This is a genomic window from Frankia sp. ACN1ag, from assembly GCF_001414035.1.
In the GTDB taxonomy this organism is placed as follows: Bacteria; Actinomycetota; Actinomycetes; order Frankiales; family Frankiaceae; genus Frankia; species Frankia torreyi.
Genome location: NZ_LJPA01000053.1, coordinates 1 through 19,522, shown reverse-complemented (window position 1 = coordinate 19,522; position 19,522 = coordinate 1). Strand labels below are relative to the sequence as shown.

General features: G+C 71.5%; 20 protein-coding genes and 2 pseudogenes. 13 read left to right on the top strand and 9 right to left on the bottom strand.

The window, feature by feature from the left end; all coding sequences use genetic code 11:
• Positions 1–352 precede the first annotated feature (352 nt).
• The gene (locus UK82_RS28895) at positions 353–1,633 is read left to right on the top strand and encodes an IS256 family transposase (RefSeq protein ID WP_055410530.1); all 1,281 of its coding nucleotides are present in this window, start codon (positions 353–355) and stop codon (positions 1,631–1,633) included.
• Between the two features lie 3 nt (positions 1,634–1,636).
• Here the strand turns inward: UK82_RS28895 and UK82_RS28890 are convergent, their stop codons facing one another.
• Together UK82_RS28890 and UK82_RS28885 are read right to left on the bottom strand one after the other, a co-directional pair.
• On the bottom strand, positions 1,637–2,293 hold the full coding sequence (locus tag UK82_RS28890) for an RloB family protein (protein WP_055410528.1): 657 nt from the start codon (positions 2,291–2,293) through the stop codon (positions 1,637–1,639).
• Positions 2,290–3,504: an ATP/GTP-binding protein gene (locus UK82_RS28885; RefSeq protein WP_199865368.1), complete on the bottom strand. Its 1,215-nt coding sequence runs from the start codon at positions 3,502–3,504 to the stop codon at positions 2,290–2,292. Before UK82_RS28885 ends, UK82_RS28890 begins: the two co-directional genes overlap by 4 nt.
• Before the next feature lie 443 nt (positions 3,505–3,947).
• Between UK82_RS28885 and UK82_RS28880 the strand changes: the two genes are divergently transcribed.
• Complete coding sequence (locus tag UK82_RS28880) at positions 3,948–5,180, top strand: cytochrome P450 (protein ID WP_055410526.1); 1,233 nt, start codon at positions 3,948–3,950, stop codon at positions 5,178–5,180.
• A gap of 66 nt (positions 5,181–5,246) precedes the next feature.
• Here the strand turns inward: UK82_RS28880 and UK82_RS28875 are convergent, their stop codons facing one another.
• Positions 5,247–6,197 carry a hypothetical protein gene (locus UK82_RS28875; protein ID WP_044884863.1) on the bottom strand — a complete coding sequence of 317 codons (951 nt, stop codon included), beginning with the start codon at positions 6,195–6,197 and terminating at the stop codon, positions 5,247–5,249.
• 279 nt (positions 6,198–6,476) lie between these two features.
• On the opposite strand from UK82_RS28875, the gene UK82_RS28870 reads away from it, so the two are divergent.
• A complete protein-coding gene (locus tag UK82_RS28870) occupies positions 6,477–6,992 on the top strand; it encodes a toll/interleukin-1 receptor domain-containing protein (protein ID WP_044884864.1) in 516 nt (171 codons plus the stop codon).
• A 7-nt stretch (positions 6,993–6,999) separates the two neighbouring features.
• Here UK82_RS28870 and UK82_RS28865 read toward each other — a convergent pair whose 3' ends face one another.
• Together UK82_RS28865 and UK82_RS28860 are read right to left on the bottom strand one after the other, a co-directional pair.
• Complete coding sequence (locus tag UK82_RS28865) at positions 7,000–7,479, bottom strand: cupin domain-containing protein (RefSeq protein ID WP_044884865.1); 480 nt, start codon at positions 7,477–7,479, stop codon at positions 7,000–7,002.
• Between the two features lie 37 nt (positions 7,480–7,516).
• On the bottom strand, positions 7,517–8,098 hold the full coding sequence (locus UK82_RS28860) for an ABATE domain-containing protein (protein WP_044884866.1): 582 nt from the start codon (positions 8,096–8,098) through the stop codon (positions 7,517–7,519).
• A gap of 364 nt (positions 8,099–8,462) precedes the next feature.
• Between UK82_RS28860 and UK82_RS34550 the strand changes: the two genes are divergently transcribed.
• Both UK82_RS34550 and UK82_RS33355 read left to right on the top strand, forming a co-directional pair.
• Positions 8,463–8,696: a nucleotidyltransferase domain-containing protein gene (locus tag UK82_RS34550; RefSeq protein ID WP_044884867.1), complete on the top strand. Its 234-nt coding sequence runs from the start codon at positions 8,463–8,465 to the stop codon at positions 8,694–8,696.
• A gap of 814 nt (positions 8,697–9,510) precedes the next feature.
• Entirely contained in the window at positions 9,511–9,759 is a 249-nt protein-coding gene (locus UK82_RS33355; RefSeq protein WP_128423290.1) for a hypothetical protein, read from the top strand.
• A gap of 211 nt (positions 9,760–9,970) precedes the next feature.
• Here the strand turns inward: UK82_RS33355 and UK82_RS28850 are convergent, their stop codons facing one another.
• The gene (locus tag UK82_RS28850; RefSeq protein WP_055410518.1) at positions 9,971–10,729 is read right to left on the bottom strand and encodes an SDR family NAD(P)-dependent oxidoreductase; all 759 of its coding nucleotides are present in this window, start codon (positions 10,727–10,729) and stop codon (positions 9,971–9,973) included.
• A 127-nt stretch (positions 10,730–10,856) separates the two neighbouring features.
• Between UK82_RS28850 and UK82_RS28845 the strand changes: the two genes are divergently transcribed.
• Positions 10,857–11,450, top strand: coding sequence for a TetR/AcrR family transcriptional regulator (locus UK82_RS28845; protein WP_044884869.1), 594 nt, complete (start codon positions 10,857–10,859; stop codon positions 11,448–11,450).
• Here UK82_RS28845 and UK82_RS28840 read toward each other — a convergent pair.
• Complete coding sequence (locus UK82_RS28840) at positions 11,436–11,993, bottom strand: DinB family protein (RefSeq protein WP_044884916.1); 558 nt, start codon at positions 11,991–11,993, stop codon at positions 11,436–11,438. The genes UK82_RS28845 and UK82_RS28840 overlap by 15 nt on opposite strands.
• 344 nt (positions 11,994–12,337) lie before the next feature.
• Between UK82_RS28840 and UK82_RS28835 the strand changes: the two genes are divergently transcribed.
• The 3 genes and pseudogenes from UK82_RS28835 to UK82_RS40855 all read left to right on the top strand — a co-directional run.
• The gene (locus UK82_RS28835; protein ID WP_044884917.1) at positions 12,338–13,201 is read left to right on the top strand and encodes an enoyl-CoA hydratase-related protein; all 864 of its coding nucleotides are present in this window, start codon (positions 12,338–12,340) and stop codon (positions 13,199–13,201) included.
• 19 nt (positions 13,202–13,220) lie between these two features.
• A pseudogene (locus UK82_RS40860) lies at positions 13,221–13,631 on the top strand (SDR family NAD(P)-dependent oxidoreductase); the annotation flags it as partial.
• A 1-nt stretch (position 13,632) separates the two neighbouring features.
• Positions 13,633–13,997, top strand: a 365-nt coding sequence (locus UK82_RS40855; RefSeq protein WP_236706571.1) for an SDR family NAD(P)-dependent oxidoreductase, incomplete at its 5' end; no start/stop codon positions are given.
• Between the two features lie 54 nt (positions 13,998–14,051).
• On the opposite strand, the gene UK82_RS28825 is transcribed toward UK82_RS40855, so the two are convergent.
• Positions 14,052–14,855, bottom strand: coding sequence for an enoyl-CoA hydratase-related protein (locus tag UK82_RS28825; protein WP_044884871.1), 804 nt, complete (start codon positions 14,853–14,855; stop codon positions 14,052–14,054).
• Between the two features lie 148 nt (positions 14,856–15,003).
• Between UK82_RS28825 and UK82_RS28820 the strand changes: the two genes are divergently transcribed.
• The gene (locus UK82_RS28820) at positions 15,004–15,864 is read left to right on the top strand and encodes a mycofactocin-coupled SDR family oxidoreductase (RefSeq protein WP_044884872.1); all 861 of its coding nucleotides are present in this window, start codon (positions 15,004–15,006) and stop codon (positions 15,862–15,864) included.
• Between the two features lie 358 nt (positions 15,865–16,222).
• On the opposite strand, the gene UK82_RS40845 is transcribed toward UK82_RS28820, so the two are convergent.
• Positions 16,223–17,021: acyl-CoA thioesterase domain-containing protein (locus UK82_RS40845; protein WP_236706570.1), on the bottom strand; the 799-nt coding region annotated here is incomplete at its 3' end.
• Positions 17,022–17,093: 72 nt separating this feature from the next.
• On the opposite strand from UK82_RS40845, the gene UK82_RS28810 reads away from it, so the two are divergent.
• The 3 genes and pseudogenes from UK82_RS28810 to UK82_RS28800 all read left to right on the top strand — a co-directional run.
• On the top strand, positions 17,094–17,522 hold the full coding sequence (locus UK82_RS28810; protein ID WP_055410512.1) for a nitroreductase/quinone reductase family protein: 429 nt from the start codon (positions 17,094–17,096) through the stop codon (positions 17,520–17,522).
• Between the two features lie 58 nt (positions 17,523–17,580).
• Positions 17,581–18,606, top strand: coding sequence for an oxidoreductase (locus tag UK82_RS28805; protein WP_044884875.1), 1,026 nt, complete (start codon positions 17,581–17,583; stop codon positions 18,604–18,606).
• A gap of 654 nt (positions 18,607–19,260) precedes the next feature.
• Positions 19,261–19,522, top strand: a pseudogene (locus tag UK82_RS28800) (helix-turn-helix domain-containing protein); the annotation flags it as partial.

Sequence of the window (19,522 nt, the reverse complement as noted above, 5' to 3'; positions counted from 1 at the left end):
GGGTCGTCGTCCACCGGCGTCCCTGCCGGCGCGTCCACGACTTCCGCAGGCACTCAGGCCATCCCGCCCGGGTCCTCGACCCAGACCCTCACCGTCGGCGGCGTCACCCGCACCTTCCACCTGTACCGCCCAGCGACCATGGCCGGGCCGGCGCCGCTTGTCGTGATGCTGCACGGCGGCTACGGCAGCGGCAGCCAGGCCGAGAAGTCGTACGGCTGGGACACCGAAGCCGACAGCGGGCAGAGCAATGGTTGAGACCTGTGGATCGGCTGGGGAGGGCGTACCTTCCCGGTGATCGAGGTTGAGGTCTCAGTCAGGCCGACGTTGACGCGTCGGTCGGGAAGGCACGCCCGTGCTCACGGTAGTACCCGAGGAGAACACGCCCGCCGATGGTCCGGCGGGCAGCCCGTCGCTGATCGATGAGATCGTCCGGGAGGGTGCCCGGCGGATGCTCGCCGCCGCCCTGGAAGCCGAGGTCGACGCCTACATCGCCGAGCTCGCCGACCAGCGTGACGCCCGTGGCCGTCGGCTGGTGGTCCGTAACGGTCACGCGCAGCCGCGGCAGGTGATGACCGCCGCCGGCGCGGTCGAGGTCACCGCACCGCGGGTCAACGACCGCCGGGTCGATCCGGCCACCGGGGAACGACAGAGGTTCTCCTCGGCGATCCTGCCGCCGTGGTGCCGCCGCTCCCCGAAGATCGCCGAGGTGTTGCCGCTGCTCTACCTGCACGGCCTGTCCTCCGGTGACTTCGTGCCCGCGTTGGAGCAGTTCCTCGGCTCGGGTGCCGGCCTGTCCGCCTCGACGGTGACCCGGCTGACCACGACCTGGCAGGGCGACTACCAGGCGTTCACCAACCGGGACCTGGCCGGCGTGGACTACGTCTACCTGTGGGCCGACGGCATCCACGTCAACATCCGCCTGGACGAGGAGAAGCTGTGCCTGCTCGTCCTCATCGGCGTGCGTGCCGACGGTCGTAAGGAACTCGTCGCCCTGACCGACGGCTACCGGGAATCGACCGGGTCGTGGGCCGACCTGCTACGCGACTGCGCGCGCCGCGGCATGGGCGCCCCCGTGCTCGCGGTCGGCGACGGCGCGCTGGGGTTCTGGGCCGCGCTACGCGAGGTCTTCCCCGCCACCGCGGAACAGCGCTGCTGGGTGCACAAGACCGCGAACGTGCTCGCCGCGCTACCGAAGTCGGCGCATCCGAGCGCGAAGAAGCATCTGGCGGACATCTACAACGCCGAGGACGCCACCCACGCCCGCCGGGCCGCGAAGACGTTCGCCGCCGCCTACGGGGCGAAGTTCCCCAAGGCCGTCGCGAAGGTCATCGACGATCTGGACGTGCTGCTGGCGTTCTACGACTACCCCGCCGAGCACTGGGTGCACCTGCGGACCACGAACCCGATCGAGTCCACGTTCGCGACCGTGCGCCACCGCACCCGCGTCACCAAGGGACCGGGATCACGAGCCGCCGGGCTGGCGATGGCGTTCACGCTCATCGAGGCCGCCCAGGCCCGCTGGCGGGCGGTCAACGCACCCCACCTCGTCGCCCTCGTCCGCGCCGGCGCCGTCTTCGAAGCCGGCCAGCTCGTCGAACGACCCACCACCACACCCGTCAACCAAGCCGCCTAACGATCACCATCCACAGGTCTTGACAATTCCTCGTGCTCGCGCGTTGGCGACCGCTGCCCGCTCTCTGCCGCGAAGGGCATCGCGCCGTCGAGACGTGATGCTCTTATCGTTTCGCTTGTCGTAATCTTGGAACGCTTCGGCGCCCAGAGCGCTGCGTAGCTTCTCGACCACGATCTTACTGCTGCCGCTCTGTGCGCCGGAGAACGGCTGGAAGTGCAGGAGCAGCCAGAGATCGAAGGACGGATGGGAGAAACCGATCTCGGCCTTGGCCTCGGCGGCGTCCTGGAAGGCTCGCTGGATGTCGGCGTCACGGTCGGTGCCGTCCCGGTCGAAGAGCACCCACGCCTCGTCCTCCGGCTCCGCATGCTGACGGGCCGCTGCCACCGTCGCGGTGGGCAGCATGCCGTTGCGCTGCCAGATCGGTTGGATGCGGAAGGGCGGGCGGTCCTTGTCGCCGTCTCCGAACTCCTTGTTCAGATAGTCCAGATAGCCGGGTTCGGTGGACTCTCCCTCGACAGCGACGTAGATGACCCGGACTCGCCGGGACCTGAGACCCGGTCCGCGATCCAGAGAGCGTTCGTCGTCGACTGACCCGCGTCGGCGCCGCCGCTGCGACGCTCCGCCGGCGTGACGGGCACCCCGCCCACCTCGCGCACTCACGCCGACGCCCTCGCCTCCTGCCGGGCCAGTTCACGCATCAACTCTCCCGCTGTGAGCCGCGGAGTCCCACCGTACCGGCCGCGCAGATAGCCGCGTTCCAGGTTCTCCTCCTTGCGCGGCTTGGCCTCGGTCAGGGCGTAGAGCTCGGTCTCTCCGGAGCGTCGCTTCGTCGTAATCCACACCTGGTCGCGGTCGAGGGGGCGGTCCAGCACCGCGTTACCCAGCAGCGTCGCGTCATGCGTCGTGAAGATCAGCTGGGCATCGCGGGGGTTGGATTCGGGATCCTGGAAGATCCTTACGACCTCGGCGGCCAACGTCGGATGAAGGCTGGAGTCCAGTTCGTCGACCAAGAGCACCGTTCCTTCGTCCAGGACGGTCAGCAGAGGGCCGAGGAAGGCGAACCAGGCGTGGGTCCCCAGCGACTCCTCGGTGAGGAAGTCCAGCGAGACCTCACCGCCGTGCGGCGCGCGATGACGAAGACTCACCTTCCCGCTATCCCGGTCGACGTCGATGCCGGTGAGGCCGAGGTCCGCCACGGCCAGCAGGCGAATGATCCGATCTCGGTAGCTGGCGGACTTCTTCGCGTCGGTCAGTAGGCGCTGCGTCCACTGGGTACGTGCGGCGATGTCGGCGCCCGGTGTCACCAGCCACAGGTTGTCCGTGAACCAGCGGTACAGCGCCGAGAGCTGCGGATCGTTGAGAGTCGCCCCGACCGTGAGGAAGAGCGCGTTGGGGCGGGTGAACTGGACGAGGGCATCACGCGTGCCCTTGAATCCGCTTCCTTTGAAAACGAATTCCTCCCCGCCGTCGTCGGCCCGCCCGGCTTCTCGGTCGAACCAGACATTGCGCTTCCCTCGCGGGTACGCGTGGAGCCATTCGGCTTCTACGCGCTCGTCGGACAGCTCGAATCCATAGGTGTAGCGGATGGGTTCGCTACCGAGTAGAAGATCCACTTCGAAGAGGCTCGTTTCCTCTCGGCAACTCGGGTCGAGTCCGAACGGTTCACGCGGGACGGCCCCGGGAGCCTTCGCCCAGTCGGCGACCGAACTGCGGACCGCCTCGCGCATGAAGCGGAAGGCGTTGAGGAGGTTCGACTTCCCGGACGCGTTGGCCCCGAAGACGCCGAGAACGGGGAGCACGCTCACCGACCGTCCCTGGGAGCGCAGCGGCGTGGCGCGCGCCGTGCCCTCGTTGAACTCGGTGCTGATCAAGGAGAGCTCGTGTTCGTCGCGGATCGACCGGTGGTTGGTCACTCGAAAGTGGAGGAGCATGGTCACCCTCCCGGCTGACACGGTCGCTGGTCGCGTCGTGAGCGACTCTACGCAGAAACTCTGCACTGAGCAGCCTATGACGTCGACTATCTCGCTGTCAGGCTGTCGACTCGCGTCGTCGAGCTTCGATCGGGTCCAAGGGGCGAGGAGTGCTGGTAAGGGTTCGAATGGGTTAGACCTGCAGATCTCAAGACGGGTTGGACTGAGGTGGTGGACAGGAATCGTTGGGCGCCTGCGAGGAGCCCCCTGGAGGCGGCCCGACGTCGACCCGGTTGCCGTCTGGACGGGTGACGCCCCCACCGTCCCGAACGCGAGAGGTGTCTGCGTCGGTACCGAGGGTAGTAGGCCTGGAGTCGACGGACCGTGGGGGGGACGCGATCACCATGACCGATCAGCAGACGGCGCCGCTCTACCTGCGGCGGGTGGGGTTCGATCCCGATCCCGAGATCATTCGTTCCCGGGACGCCGGCGGCGGCTGCCCGGTGATGACCCCGTTCGGGCTGTCCGCCGAGCTGGTGAGCCGGTACGACGACGTCCGCGCGGTGCTCGCCAACGCGTCCCGGTTCAGCAACGCCGAGACGGGCGTCTTCGGCGCCGCGGCCGCCGCCGTCGCCGAAGCCGGCCAGCACACCGGGCGCGGGCCGCACGGGGAGCGGCTGGCGGATCTGCGCGCCGGTCACCTGCTCGCCTACGATCCGCCCGACCACACGCGGCTGCGCCGGATGCTGACGCCGGAGTTCACCGGCCAGCGGATGCGCCGGCTGGAACCCCGCGTCGCCGCCATCGTCGAGGGTGCCCTCGACGACACCGAACGCGCCGGTCGCCCGGCGGACCTGGTGTCCACCTTCGCCCTGCCGGTGCCGTCCCTGGTGATCTGCGAGCTGCTCGGCGTGCCGTACGCCGACCGGGCGCAGTTCCAGGGCCGCACGCGCCGTCAGCTCGACGCGTCGCTGCCCGCCGCGCAGCGGCTCGCGCTGATCGGCGAGAACCGGGAGTACATGGCCCACCTCGTCGCGCGGGCCCGTAACGCGCCGGGCGAGGACATGCTCGGCATGCTGGTGCGCGAGCACGGCGACGAGCTGAGCACCGCCGAACTCGTCGGCATCGCCAACCTGCTGCTCATCGCCGGGCACGAGACCACGGCGAACATGCTCGCGCTCGGCACCCTGGCCCTGCTGCGCCATCCCGACCAGCTTGCCGTGGTGCGCGACGACCCGGCCCGCGTCGGCCCGGCCGTGGAGGAGCTGCTGCGCTGGCTGTCGATCGTGCACGCCGGCGCGCCACGCACGGCGCGGGCCGACGTGACGATCGCGGGGCGCACGATCGCGAAGGGCGATCACGTCCTGCTGTCGCTGCCGGCCGCCAACCGGGATCCGGCGTTCCTCGACGATCCCGACCGCCTCGACATCACCCGCGGTGCCGTCGGCCATGTCGCCTTCGGCTTCGGGCTGCACCACTGCCTCGGCGCGCCGCTGGCCCGGTTGGAGCTGCGCGTCGGCCTGCCGGCGCTGCTGCGCCGGTTTCCGGGGCTCGCGCTCGCGGTGCCGTACGAGCAGGTCGAGTTCCGCCCGCACTCCGTGGTCTACGGCCTGCGGTCGCTGCCGGTCACCTGGTGACCCGCCCCCGGTGGGACGACGGGGGGCCCGGGGGCGGGGGGCGGAGTCGGCGGGCGGGGGCGGCGGTCAGGACGTGCAGACGCTGTCCGGGTGGCCGAAGCCCGGGGCGGCCAGGTCGAAGTCGACGACGTTGTTCGGTCCGCGGACGCCGTAGCGATCCAGGACGCAACTGCGGCCGGTCGTGGTGTCGGTGACGGTGATCCGCTGGTTGCCCGCGTAGAGCGGGCTGGAGATCCAGGTGGGCGCCCCGCTGCCGGTGTGAACGGCGAACGAGGAGATCGGGTAGCCCGTCGACGAGCGGGCCGCCCCGCCGAAGATGACGACCTTCGCCCGGCCGGGGGCGGGCGCCCGGCCGCCGACGGTCATCCGGCCGCCGAGGCGGGCAGTGCCCGGGTCGGCGAGCGTGGTGAGCGCGATCCGACCGACGGCCGCGGAGTAGGCCCAGCCGTTGGCCCGGTGGGTGAAGCGGTCGAGGTAGAACCGGGAGTGGACGTAGTCGCCGTCGCGACGCAGCTCCGGGTAGAACTCGAACGACAGCCCCGCCGTGCGCGACCCCCAGCCGGTCGACAGGCCGCCCCCGCGGACCAGGTCGGGTTGGACGTTGCCCATGAAGTAGCCGGCCGGGAAGACCAGCCCGCCACCGGCCGGGAACCGGGTGTAGGTGGCGTAGCTGCCCCGCTCCTGGCAGGCGTTGACGAACGTGTCCCCGGTCCGGGTCCGCGGGTCGTAGTGCTGGCAGGGCAGGTAGGGCCGGGCCGTCGAGCCGAGCACCAGGTCGACGCCGACCGCGCCGCCGATCGGGACGGGGCCGCCGCGCCGGTCGGTGAACCCCTCGAACGGCACGGCGACACCGTTGCCCCGGCCGGCGTCGCCGGTGAACCCGATGGTGTCCGCGGCCCGCGCCGTGCCCGGCTGCGTGACCACGAGCGCGAGCAGCCCCGCCACGAGCAGACAGATCCGCCGCCACCCGCTGGCCATCGCGGTGCGCACCGCGTCCCGGGACCGTTTCACCGTCATGTCGCCCGCCCCCGTCCGGGCGGCCCGGGCGGGCCGCCTTTGTCACAGCACATCGACCTTGACCATCCCGGCGCAGGCTTTTAGCTCAACTGACACCCAATCGTTGTCGATGCGCCATGTCGGTCGGGAAACCGAAGCCGCAGAGCCGTCGACAGAGCCGTCGACCCGCCGCAACCGGGGTGCTGACGACGGCGACCAGCGTGTCTGGGGCTTGGTGACGAATCGTGGCAAGATTGTGCGATGAATGCGCCTGGACGCGGCGGCGAACGGCCGTCCGGTATGGATGCGGAGTCGACCGAATCCGCGGCGCGATGGGATTTCTTCATCTCCTACACCGCCGCTGACCGGGAGTGGGCGGAGTGGATCGCCTGGCACCTCGAGGTCGCGGGGTACACGGTGCTGGTGCAGGCCTGGGACTTCGTGCCCGGCAGCCATTGGGCGAGCCGGATGGACGAGGGCATTCGCGCCTGTGCCCGCACCCTGGCGGTGCTGTCCCGCGCCTACCTGCGCTCGGTCTACGGGCAGGCCGAGTGGGAGGGGGCGTACCAGGCGGACCCCGCCGGCTTCGCCCGCCGGCTGGTCCCGGTTCGGGTGGAGGACTGCCCTCGGCCCGGCCTGCTCGGCGGCGTGGTGTCGTTCGACCTGTTCGGCCTGGCCGCCGACGAGGCGCGCACGCGCCTGCTCGCGCAGATCGCGGCGATCCGCCGCGGCCGGGACAAGCCCGCGGCCGAGCCGCCCTTCCCCGGCGGCGCGCCCGCCGCCGACCCGTCGCGAGCGACGGGCACCCCCCGCTGAACCGCGGTCAGTAGGTGTGCCACTTCCGACGGGCGGGGCCGACGTTGCCGGTGGCGACGGGCCCGACCCAACGCAGGTCCGGGAGGTTCACGACGATCGCCTCCTGGGTGGTCCGGGCGATGACGACGACGGCCTCCTCGTCGGGGTCCGGGTTCTCCTCCCGGTGCGGCACCCACGGCGGCACGTAGATGTAGTCGCCCGGGTTCGTGTCGAGCCGGATCTCCTCCTCGTGCTCCAGGAAGACGAAGCTCGGGTGGCCGGAGACGACGTAGATGCCCGTCTCCGAGCGGCCGTGATGGTGGTTTGCGGAGGAGGTCGCCGCGGCGACGTGGGTCTGCCCCATCCACAGGTCGACGGACCCGACGGTCTTCCCGGACAACGCCTCGACCCGGCTCATCCCGGCGGTCTGCGAGGTCCGGTTGGACAGGCCGGCGGGCGTGACCTGATGCAGCCGCTGATGGAAGCTGTCCGCGGGCGGCGTGGACATGAGAACCTCCGAGAGGGAGTCGGTTCGGGGTCGACGGTCAGGGCTGGGAGCGTGCGGCGCGCCGGCGTCGGTAGTTCGCTGCGGCGGCCCTGCCCCCGCAGCGGCGCATCGAACACCAGCGCCGCCGCCCGGAGGGCGAACGGTCGAGGAACAGCGTCGCGCAGCCGTCGCTGTCGCAGGCCCGGACGCGACCGAGATCCGGCCCGGTGAGCAGGTTGATCGCGTCGCGGGCGATGACGGAGAGCGCGGCGCCCGCGTCGGGTTCCGGGACCGGGGTCCGTGTCCGGCCCCCCGGGCCGAGCAGGAACACCGGTGTCGGACGCCGGCCCGCCGCGTTGATCAGCCGGATGTCCTCGGGGGTGGGCGGCCGGCTGGCGATCAGACCGCGGGTGGTCTCGTTCACCGCCCCCCGCAGGTCACGTGCGGCGAGCAGGTCCGGCTCGGTGAGTCCGCCGGCGGCGGCCGGCAGCCCCTGTTCCTCGAACCAGCCGGTCAGCTCCGCCGGGGTGGCGAGCAGCTCGACGCGGCGCCCCGGCCAGTCGCGCACGGTCGCGACGAAGTCGAGACAGAGACTGCCCGCCCCCCGGTCGAACTCGGTCATCGTGCCGGACGTGAGCATCGGACGACCTCCTCGGGTAACGACGATCTCCGCGTGCTCCGCGTGTAACGATGATCTCCGCGGGTGAAGATGATCTTCTTGGGTAACGCTGCGTACGAAGATCGCTGCAGTGCTACCGACCCGCCCTCGTCACCCCATCATGGGTTGACGAGGCCCCCTGCAGGGGGACGTTAGCACGAGAGTCTATGGAGGCGTGGGCTGATCGTCGCGGCGGGCGTCACCGGTTGATCTCTTGGTGATCCTCCTCGGTGGCGCGTCGCACCTGCCTCACCCGCGGCGCTGTGCGGTGCGGGGGAGTCCGACCGGCCGGTGCCGTCGACGCGGGCCCGGAGCGGACGGCGGGCCTGGAGCGCGGGATCGTCGGATGCGCACCGAGGGCCCCTGGGGTCGATGGGAGCCGACGGATCCGCCGGAGGTGACGGTGCTGTTCGCGGTGCTGGCCGAGCCGTGGTGGATCGCGGGTGGCTACGCGATTCAAAGCGCGGTCGGCCGGGGTCTCCGTGAGCACGGAGATATCGACGTGGCCGTCCTGCGGCGCGGGACGGTTACTGGGAAGGCCGGTGTGACCGGCGGGTCCGCCGTACGGTCGCAGCGCTGAGGAACGTCACCTCGGACGGCATTCTCTACCTCGCCCCCTATCTCGCCCCCGAGGTGCAGTTGTTCTACAAGGCGGCGGCACCGCAGCCGAAGGGCGAGCGCGACCTGGTCGCGGCGCCGCCGGTCCTCACCGCGGCGCGGCGCCGATGGCTCGTTGACGCGCTCGCCTTCGCGCATCCCGGACATCCATGGTGCGACCGCCTTTCGCCGTCACGGCATTAGGTGCGGGACGGGCCGGTGGGGCGTCTTCGGGGTGCAGTGCACGACCCGGGTCTTCATTCATTTGTTCGTGATTGTCCGGCTCGGCCGCCGACGGGCTTTCCGGGCATGGCGGGGGCCGCCGGGGCCCGGCCAGGACCCTCGCACCACCCGGCCTGGTGCTGTGACGCCGGCCTGGTGCCGCAGCACCGATCCCTGGTGCTGGCGACCGCCAGGCGTCCGGCTGGCTGCTTGCGGTCAAGAAGGCCCGACGCGATTCCCGGTCGCAAGGTTGCTCCGGTGTGGGGGAATGTGACCTGGACTACGAGCCGAATGGCCGGCCGGTGCGATGCCGACNGGCCCGGCCGAGGGGGGAATTGTGACCCGCGCGACGCGGACACATTGTCCCTGCCTTAATGGGTGTGACCGGTGTTACGAATCGCAGCGATTGTGAGCGCCATTACTGTGGGCCGGGTCATAGCGGCTGTCCGGAAGTGTCGGACTGCAGTCCAGATCACGTCCACGGCGCTGTCGAAAGTCGCCCAGCGGGCGCACAATGGAAGCCGGAGGGTGACAGTGGCCCACCCTCCCGTGGCAATAACTTCAAGGAGTTCTTCATGCGTACCCAGAATTCCGTTGTTTCCTCCCTGCGTACGTCGCTCACCTCGCACCGTGCTGCGCGGGCCCAGCGTCGCGAAGTGGCGATGCTGCTGTCCGACCCCGAGCTCTCGCCGTCCACCCGTCAGGAGATGGTGGCGATCCTCACCCGCGACGAGGACGTTCGGACTTCCGTCGCCGTTCCGTCGCAGCGGCGCGGGGGGGCGTCGCGCGAGCACGCCGACGCGGGGTCGTTCCGCTCCGCCTGAGCACTCCGCCTGAGCGCTGCGCCGGAGAAGGCCCACCGTCAGGCCCGACCTCGCTTTTCCGGTTCTCCGTTCCTCCCGGTAGCCCGCCGCGGACCGCGGCCTGCTTCCGTCCGGGAGTCGCGGCATCACGAAGCCTCCGTGGATCCCCTCCGCCGCGGAGGCTTCCTCTTTCCTGCGGTGCACATCGTCAGATTTCCTGCGGTGCACATCGTCAGACGGCCGACCAGCCGCCGTCGACGCTCAGCGTCGCCCCGTGAATGTTGGCGGCGTCGTCGCCGGCGAGGAACACCACCGCGCGGCCGATCTCCGCCGGCCTGCTGGGTCGCCGCGAGGGCGCCCGCGCGACCAGGGGCGCGATGCGGTCGGCGTACTGCTCGATGCGGCGGGTCAGCGTGGGGCCGGGTGCGACGGTGTTCACCCGCACGCCCGCCGGACCGTACTCGGCGGCCCACGACTTCGTCAGCGAGTGCACGGCCGCCTTCGTCGCGCTGTACAGGGCCGACCCGCCCATCCCGACCAGGCCGTTGATGGAGCCGATGTTGATGACGGCTCCGCTGCCGCGGGCCGCCATGGCGGGTGCGACGACGCCGGTGAGCAGGAACGTCGCCGTGACGTTGAGGGCGAGCGCGGCGGTGATGAATGCCTCGCCCACCTCCGCGGTGGGCTTCGGCGAGATGATCATAGCCGCGTTGTTGACGAGGATGTCCGGCACGCCACCGACGGCGTCGCGGGCGGCGTCGGCGAGCGCCTGCACGGCGGGCGCACCGGCGGCGAGGTCGGCGGGGACGAACGTGGCCCGCCCACCGGCCGCGCCGATCGCCCGGGTGACCTCGGCGCCGCGCCCGGCGTCACGACCGCTGACCACCACGTGGGCACCGGCTGCGGCGAGCTCGGCGGCGATCGCCGCGCCGATGCCGTCGGTCGAGCCGGTGACGAGAGCGCTGCGTCCGGCCAGGGGTGTGGTCGACATTCGGGGTTCCTTCCGGCGGTGGTCTGCTCCACCGCTGCAGGTCGTGGGCGTCGGCTGGTGCGCGGCCCAATCTGCCCGGGATAAACTGGACCCGCAAGTCCAGAAATGGCTGGCGGGAGGAGCGGACGTGCCGACCAGGCTGACGTCGAAGGGCAGCGCGACCCGGCAACGGATCATCGAGGGGGCGGCGGCCGAGATCCGCGAGCGCGGGGTCATGGCGACCACGCTGGACGACGTCCGCGCCCGCACCGGCACCAGCAAGAGCCAGCTCTTCCACTACTTCCCGACCGGCAAGGAGGAGCTACTGCTGGCCGTGGCCCGCTTCGAGGCCGACCGGGTCCTCGCCGACCAGCAGCCCCAGCTCGGCGAGCTCACCTCGTGGCCGGCGTGGCTCGTGTGGCGGGACAAGGTCGTCGCCCGCTACCGCGAGCAGGGGCGGCACTGCCCGCTGAGCGTCCTGGTGTCGCAGCTCGGGCGGAGCACCCCCGGCGCTCAGGCGGTCGTCACGGAGCTGATGAACCAGTGGCAGGCGCAGATCGCCACCGGCATCCGCGCGATGGCGCGGGCAGGCGAGATCTCCCCGCTGCTGGACGCCGAGCGCCACGCCGCGGCGCTGATCGCCGGCATTCAGGGCGGCGTGCTCATGCTGCTGTCCACCGGCAGCACCACCCATCTCGAGGCGGCCCTCGACGTCGCCATCGACGCGCTACGCCGCCCCTGACCCCCGCTGGATGTCGGCCAGGTGATGGATCCCCTCGTGCAGCGCGTTGCGGAGCAGCCAGCGGGCGGTGCGTTCCTCGCCGGGTAGGCGCGCCACCGTCCGTTCCCAGTCCTGCGGCTCGACCCGGCCGGCTTCGTCGCGCAGGCCCTGAGCGTTGGCGGCGAGCTCGGCCAGCACCGCCGCCGGGTCGAGCTCGTTGTAGCGGAACCGGCGGGCGCGCAGGTCGTTGAGCATCGGCTCGACGACGGGCCGGACCTCGGTGCGGGCCCGGTGCAGCCGGATGGTGGAGGTCGCGAGGACGTCCCGCAGGTGGCAGGCGTACTCGAGGACGGACCACGTGCCGGGCGAGAGCCGTTGCCGCAGCAGATCGGGGCCGGCGGCGGTGACGGCCTGCGCCACCCGCGCCGGCAGCGTCGCGAGTTCCGCCAGGACATCGTCCACGGTGCGCGTCGGGTAGGAGAAGCCGCAGTCGGCGCACGCGTGCGTCTCGCCCACCAGTGCGGGCGGGCCGGTCGGGTGCCCCGCTGACGGATAACTGATCATCACGCCATCGTAGGCGGCGCACGGGGCCCACCGGCCGGCGAGAGATCGCCGCCGACCGGCCGAGGCGGTGCCCATGGCGGCGGCCCGGGAGGGGGCCGGGGGAGGCCCGATGGGACTCGATCGCTAAAGAATGTAGTGAATTATGCGCATCGCTCGACACTGCGCCCGTCGACGGGAAATGCTGGCCCTCGCGCTACAGCTACAGGTGGGAGGCGGCGGTGACGACGGAATCGACGACGACCGCGGGCGAGACGACCGCGGGCGAGACGGCGGCGGGCGAGACGGCGGCGGGCGAGGCGGCGGCGGGCGAGGCGGCGGCGGGCGAGGCGGCGGCGGACCGGTCGGTGGTGGCCGAGGGGCCGGTGCTGCTCGACGTGGGCGGCGACGGCGTCGGGGTGGTGACGCTGAACCGGCCGGAGCGGCGCAACGGCTGGAACCCCGAGATGGAGAACCGGTACTTCGACGTCCTCGCGCAGGCCGATCGCGACCCGGCGATCCGCGTGCTGATCGTCACCGGCGCGGGCACCACGTTCTGCCCGGGGGTCGACACCGGCCGGCTCGGCCAGATCGCCGGCAAGCCGATGGACACCACCGGCCGCCGCTCACCGGTGCGGGCCTGGTCGGTGCGCAAGCCCATGATCGCCGCTGTCAACGGGGCCTGCGCCGGCATGGGCCTGGTCCAGGCCCTGCTGTGCGACGTGCGGTTCGCCGCCCGCGGTGCGCGGTTCACCACCGCCTTCGCCCGCCGCGGGCTGGCCGGCGAGTTCGGCATCACCTGGCTGCTGCCCCGCCTCATCGGGCAGGAACGGGCGGCGGACCTGCTGCTGTCGTCGCGGGTGTTCGACGCCGACGAGGCCCGCGAGCTCGGCGTCGTCACCCGGGTCGTGGAGCCCGCGCAGCTCCTGCCCGCCGCGCGCGCCTATGCCGCGGACATCGCGGCGAACTGCTCGCCGGTGTCGCTGGCGCTGATCCGCCACCAGCTGCGCACGGACAGCACCGGCGAGCTCGACGCGGCGCTCGGCCGCACCTACCGGGCGATGGCCGCCGCCGCCGTCGGCCCGGACTTCCGCGAGGGCATCGACAGCTTCCTGGCGAAGCGTCCCGCGTCGTTCCCCCCGCTCGCCGACGACCTCGACCCGGCCGCGATCACCGGCGCCCCCCTGCCCGAGCTGGACTTCGACCCGTCCGGCGCCGTGAGCCGGTCCTGACCAGCAGAAGGAGACCCCGATGACGGCCACGGTGCACATCGACATGTCTGGCAAGGTCGCGCTGGTCACCGGCGGCGGCTACGGGATGGGACGGGCCTCGGCCCGGCGGTTCGCCGAGTGCGGCGCGGCGGTGGTCGTCGCCGACATCAACCCGGACACGGGGGCGGAGACGGTCGAGCTGATCCGGGCCGCGGGTGGGCAGGCGACGTTCGTCCACGCCGACGTCGGTGAGCCGGACGCCGTGCGGGACATGGTCGACCGCACCGTCGCCACCTACGGGGGCCTGGACTACGCCCACAACAACGCCGGCATCGTCGAGTCCCAGGACCCGGTCGTCAGCTACCCGGAACAGCTCTGGGAGCGGATCCTGCGCACCAACCTGACCAGCGTCTTCCTGTGCCTGAAGTACGAGATCCCGCGGATGCTGGAGNGCGGCGGCGGGGCCATCGTCAACGTGGCGTCGGAGTCCACCTACAAGGGCAACGTCGCCGACATCGGCTACACGGCCAGCAAGCACGGCGTGGTGGGCCTGACCACGGCCGCCGCCCTGCAGTACGCCCGGCGCAACATCCGGGTCAACGCCGTGGCGCCCGGCAACGTGGACACCGGCATCGTCGAGCGGGCCCGCCAGTACCTGACGCCGGAGCAGTTGCGGGCGATGGAGCAGGCCCAGCCGATCCGCCGGCTCAGCCGCCCCGAGGAGATCGCCGAGGTCGTCGTCTGGCTGTGCTCGGACGCCGCCGTGCTCGTCAACGCCGCCAAGATCGCCGCGGACACCGGCTGGCACGTCGCCTGACCGAACGCCGGGCGGCGCCGCCGACGTTGCCGCGGCGCCGCCCGGCGAACAGCGTCAGCGCCAGGTCCAGTGCGGCTCGCGCTTCTCCAGGTAGGCGCGGCGAGCCTCCCCGGCGTCGTCGAGGCGGCTGACCCGCGCGGTGTAGTCCTGCTCCAGCCGGTAGCCCTCGTCGAGGGGGAGGTCCTCGACCCGGTTCATCGACTCCTTGGACAGCCGCAGCGCCAGCGGGCTCTTCGCCGCGACCTCCGCGGCCAGGGCGCGCGCGGTGGCGGCGAGCTCCGCGCGGGGCACCAACGCGGCGGCGGCGCCGAGCCGGTAGAACTCGGCCGCGGGCACGCGCCGGCCCGTCAGCGCCATCTCGCGGGTCTTCATCGGCCCGACGAGGCGCTGCACGTGCCGGGTGCCACCGAGGACGCCCACGTCGATCTCCGGCAGGGAGAAGAACGCCTCCTCGGCGAGGACCACCAGGTCGCAGCAGCCGACCAGGGCTGCCCCGGCGCCGACGCACGCGCCGCCGACCGCCGCGACGACCGGCAGCCCGCCGTCGCGGATGCCGGCGAGGCAGCCGCGCACGACGGAGCCGGGATCGATCAGGTCGGTCAGGCTCTCCTCGGGCAGCAGCTCCCGGCGGGTGTAGCGGCGTTCGGACTCGGTGATGTCGGCGCCGGCGCAGAAGACACGCTCGAAGTCCGAGGCGAGGATCGCGACGGCGGCCTCATCCCCCCGACCGAGCTCGGTGAACACCTGCCCGATCTCGCGCATCATCGGCGCGCTCAGCGCGTTGCGCGGGGGGCGGGCGAGCGTGACCGTGGCGATGCGGTCAGCGATCTCGACCCGGACGAACTTGGGTTCTTCCACCGCCGGGGCTCCTTCGGGTGACGGGCGAATGTTTAAACGATATGACTATCGGAGGGGTGCGTGCGACGCGAACGGCCCGGTGACGACGCAAGCGGGAGGACACCATGACGATGGGACGCGCGGCGACGACCTGGCCGGGAGCGCGGCGGTGACGGCGCCCGCCGCCGCGGGACGCCTCGCCGGCAAGGTCGCCTTCATCACCGGAATCGCCCGCGGGCAGGGCCGCTCCCACGCGGTCGCGCTCGCCCGCGAGGGCGCGGACATCATCGGCATCGACCGGGCCGCCGACGTCGCGACGATGGGCTACCCGCTGGGCACCGCCGACGAGCTCGCCGAGACCGTCGCCCTGGTCGAGAAGGCCGGCCGGCGGATCATCGCCCGGGTGGGCGACGTGCGCGACCGGGCGGCGATCGTGGATCTGCTCGCCACCGGCGTGCGCGAACTCGGCGGTCTGGACATCGTCGTGGCGAGCGCCGGAATCTCCCCGCCCGCGCGCCGGCTGTGGGAGATCCCGCCGGAGCAGTGGGACGACGTGATCGGCATCAACCTCACCGGCGTCTTCCACACCCTCGCCGCGTCCGTCCCGCACCTGCTCGCCGGGCGCAGGGGCGGGTCGATCATCGTCATCAGCTCGGGCGCGGCGCTCAACCGCGTCCCGAACCTGTCCGACTACGTCACCACGAAGAACGGCGTGATCGGGATGGCGATGTCACTGGCCAACGAGGTGGCCCACCGCCAGATCCGGGTGAACGTCATCGCACCGGGCACGGTGAACACCCCGATGGTCACCGAGAACACCCAGCAGTTCCACCTGTTCCGCCCGGACCTGCCGAACCCGACGGTGGACGACTGCCGGGAGGGCTTCGCCGCGTCGATGCCGATGGGCCGGCCGTGGCTCGAACCCGAGGACATCTCGCAGGCCGTGGTGTTCCTGTCCAGCGACGAGGCCCGCTGGATCAGTGGCGTCGTCCTGCCCGTCGACCAGGGCAACACCAACCGTCGCTACTGACCCGGCTGCTCTGCCTGACCCGCCTGCCCTGCCTGACCCGGCCGGGTTCGGGCGGGCCGCACGAGGTTGACGGTCTCGAAGACCGCCCGCAGCCCGCCGTCGGCGCCGTAGAGCTCGCCGCGGCCGAGGATCCGTCCCCGGGCCGCCTGCGGAGTGTGGACCCGGTAGAGGTGCCAGTCGCGGACGTCGAGGTCGTCGAGGTAGGTGACGGTCTGCGTGAGGACCACCGCCTGCAGCTCGGCGCGGGGTGGCAGCGGTATCCCGCCGTGGAGCATCCCGTCGGCGATGGCGAGCGTTTCCACGGTGTGCGCGATCAGGGCCCGCCAGAAGGTCGGGTCCTCCGGGGCGTCGGCGATGNGGGTCCACAGGTCGAGCTGGCGTGGCGCCCGGCGCGGGATGATCGCCGCCTCCCAGGGCAGCAGCGCGCGGCGGACGGGTTCGGCGTCGGCCGGGCGTCCGAGGTCCGCGGCGGGGGAGTCGAACCGGTGCAAGTCGGGGGCGTCCCCGGTGAGCATCACCTGCGCCCGGCTGAGCTGGTCGCCGCCCTGGCGCAGGGACAGGGCGAACGACTCCACCGACCGGCCTCCGGCGAGCCGCTCCACGTCGATCTCCAGCGGCAGGTCGGCGCGGCCGCCATGGATGAAGACCGTCTGCAGGGTGTGCAGCCGCTTGCCGGACGCCAGCCGCTCGGCGAGGACGACCTGCTGGCCGAGCTGCTGCGCGCCGAGGACACCCCCGTGCCCGCTCGGCACGCACCGCGCCGCCGTCGTGGGCAGCGCCGGCGTCAGGTCGAGCACCCGCAGCAGCTCCGGGAGGGTGAACAACGTCTGCACCCAGTCCGGCTCGTAGCGCGCAGCGGCCACGTCAGCGGCGGCGAGATCGTGCCCGCCGCCGGCCTGCGCAGCGACGATGATCTCGTTCGTGAGCTCTGCCACGTCGATGTCCTCGCCCTCTGCCGCCCGACCCGGCGCCTCACTCCCATGAATACCGGGGGACACCGTCGGCGGAGTCGTCGAGTGGCTGAGTGCACACGGAAAATGATCAGCGGTTGCCGTCCGGTTCACGACGGTTCGTGCACGATGTCCCCCGGAGACGGCATGCTCTCGCGCAGATGGACATCCGGGCGCTAGGCGAACATCCGGGCGCCAGGTGGACATCCGGGCGGACGTGCGCAGGATCGCCGGGTCCGGAAGGCCGGGACAGGACGAGGACGGAACGAGGGGCGAGGCATGCCGACCACTCGGACGCTGAAGACGCTGAACACCGTGCACCGGGCTCTCGTGAAGGTCACCCGTGGCCGGCTCGGCTGGCGGGCGGGCGGGATGCCCGTCCTGGAACTGACCACCACGGGCCGCCGCAGCGGCCACCCCCACACCCTCCTGGTGACCTCGCCGCTGCGCGAGGGATCGACCATCGTCCTGGTTGCGTCGCGGGCAGGCGATGACCGTCATCCGGACTGGTTCCTGAATGTCTGTGCGAACCCGGAGGTGACGGTGCGAGCCGGGGGCGGCCCGTGGCGGCCGATGCGGGCCCGGGCGGCCACCCCGGCGGAGCGCGAACGACTGTGGCCGCGCGTCATCGCCGACAACCGCTGGTACAGGGGCTACCAGGCGAGGACGGACCGGGTGATCCCGCTGGTCCTGCTGGAACCGAGCTGATCGATCGGCCGAACCGTACGCTGCCCGGGGTTCCGGTGGACAGCGTGAGACCGAGGGAGTGAGGAAGGTTCTCCACACCGACAACCCGCGCTGGACCGTGGCCGACGTGCCCGATCAGCGTGGACGCACGGCCATCGTCACCGGCGCCAACTCCGGCCTCGGCTTCGAGACGGCGAGGGTGCTCGCCGAGCATGGCGCCACCGTCATCCTGGTCTGCCGCGACGCGGCGCGGGCCCGACTGGCCGCGGCGCGCATCCGGGTCGGCATTCCCGCGTCGGATGTCCGGGTGGAACAGCTGGATCTGGCCTCCCTTGCCTCCGTGCGCTCGGCGGCCGAGCGGATCCGGGCGGCACACCCGCGCCTGGATCTGCTCATCAACAACGCCGGGGTCATGTGTCCGCCCCCGGGGCGCACCGAGGACGGCTTCGAGCCGACGTTCGGCATCAATCATCTCGGTCACTTCGCCCTGACCGGCCTGCTGCTCGACCGGCTGGTGGCGACGGCGGGATCGCGGATTGTCACCGTGAGCAGCCTCGTTCACCGGTACGGGCGGATCGACGTCGATCACCTGCGCCGGCTGCCGTCGGGCGAGCGGCCGGGCGGTCGCAGGCGCTCCCGTCGGCCCTACCCGGATTCGAAGCTCGCCAACGTGATGTTCACCTTCGAGCTGCAACGCCGCCTTGCGCAGGCCGGCGGGTCGACCATCGCGGTGGCCGCGCATCCGGGCATCGCCCGGACCGAACTGGGCCGCGGTCTCACGCCCGCGGCCCGGGTGTTCCTGGGCGCGCGCATGGCACCGGTGATGTCCTGGCTCATCCAGGGTCCGCGGGTCGGCGCGTTGGCGACGGTCCGGGCCGCGGTCGATCCGGGTGCCCGCGGCGGCGAGTACTACGGCCCCGGCGGACTGCTGGGCAGCACCGGTCTGCCCGTCGTCACCGAGGCCAGCGCGCGCGCTGCGGACGTCCGCCGGCAGCGCCGGCTGTGGGAGGAGTCCGAGCGGCTCACCGGAGTCACCTACGACCTGCGCGAACCGGCCCGGCCGCCCACCACCTCGCCCGCACGCCCGTCGCTCGTCTCACCGTGACGTCCTCCCCCGCCCGACCGGGCGTCCTACCACCGCACAGTCCGCTGGAGCTTCGACCTATCTGGTTGGTGATTTTGCTGCTTTGAAGATCAGGGTGCACGCAAGAATCCCGGAGCCGCCGGCGGTGATGGCGGACCTCGTGTCGTCGAACGCAAAGATTTCGAAGGAGACTATGACCGCGGTGAGTAGCAGGAGAAGTGTGCCGCAGATTCTGGCGCGTTTCCTGGTGTCCAACCGTTTGGCCATCCTTACGAAGCCGGGCCTCGTGGGTGCGAACCGTTCCTCGCTCTTGTTCCCTGAAAGAGGAGGGAGAGTCCGAACGCGCAGTGCATGGAGCCCAGAAGGAGCTCATGTCGAATCACGAGCACGATGCAGCCGTAAACTGCCATCGGTACGCCCAGTGATATGAACAGATGTGGCCGCGATCGTCTCATCTCATTCCGAGGCCCAGTCGACGGGCGGCTGGCTGCTCGCCTGTGCCAACGGATGTGGGTGGGCGTCGCCTTGCGTCATGGGTCTCCGATACTCGTCCGCGGCTGCCGGCAGCCAAAGGTGAAAATAATGCACCTAGTAGACCGTCGCTGTTTAGTTCTGGGGTGTGGCAGGCTGGTGTTGGCAGATCTTCCTCGTCCCCTCTGCCGGTCAGGACAAGTCATGCCGTCACAGAAGAAGCGGCCGGTCACCTTGACCGCGGCCGATCGTGAAGCGTTGGTTCGGGTCACCACCACGGGTGTGCATCCGGCCTCGATGATCAGGCGGGCGCAGGTGCTGCTCGCGTTGGACACCTCGACCGGCGAGGTTGATCCTGTCGAGGTGATCGCGGCACGGCTGGGTGTCTCGGGTGAGACGCTGCGGCTGGTCGCCAAGCGGTTCGCCGAGACCAGCGGCGACATCTGGGCCACGGTCGGGCGCAGGC

What these genes read in the sequence shown, in the direction of transcription:
- UK82_RS28880 (WP_055410526.1), top strand. Translation starts at nt 3,948, where the DNA reads ATGACCGATCAGCAGACGGCGCCGCTCTACCTGCGGCGGGTGGGGTTC.
- UK82_RS28875 (WP_044884863.1), bottom strand. Translation starts at nt 6,197, where the DNA reads ATGACGGTGAAACGGTCCCGGGACGCGGTGCGCACCGCGATGGCCAGC.
- UK82_RS28870 (WP_044884864.1), top strand. Translation starts at nt 6,477, where the DNA reads ATGGATGCGGAGTCGACCGAATCCGCGGCGCGATGGGATTTCTTCATC.
- UK82_RS28865 (WP_044884865.1), bottom strand. Translation starts at nt 7,479, where the DNA reads ATGTCCACGCCGCCCGCGGACAGCTTCCATCAGCGGCTGCATCAGGTC.
- UK82_RS28860 (WP_044884866.1), bottom strand. Translation starts at nt 8,098, where the DNA reads ATGCTCACGTCCGGCACGATGACCGAGTTCGACCGGGGGGCGGGCAGT.
- UK82_RS34550 (WP_044884867.1), top strand. Translation starts at nt 8,463, where the DNA reads ATGCGCACCGAGGGCCCCTGGGGTCGATGGGAGCCGACGGATCCGCCG.
- UK82_RS33355 (WP_128423290.1), top strand. Translation starts at nt 9,511, where the DNA reads ATGCGTACCCAGAATTCCGTTGTTTCCTCCCTGCGTACGTCGCTCACC.
- UK82_RS28850 (WP_055410518.1), bottom strand. Translation starts at nt 10,729, where the DNA reads ATGTCGACCACACCCCTGGCCGGACGCAGCGCTCTCGTCACCGGCTCG.
- UK82_RS28840 (WP_044884916.1), bottom strand. Translation starts at nt 11,993, where the DNA reads ATGATCAGTTATCCGTCAGCGGGGCACCCGACCGGCCCGCCCGCACTG.
- UK82_RS28810 (WP_055410512.1), top strand. Translation starts at nt 17,094, where the DNA reads ATGCCGACCACTCGGACGCTGAAGACGCTGAACACCGTGCACCGGGCT.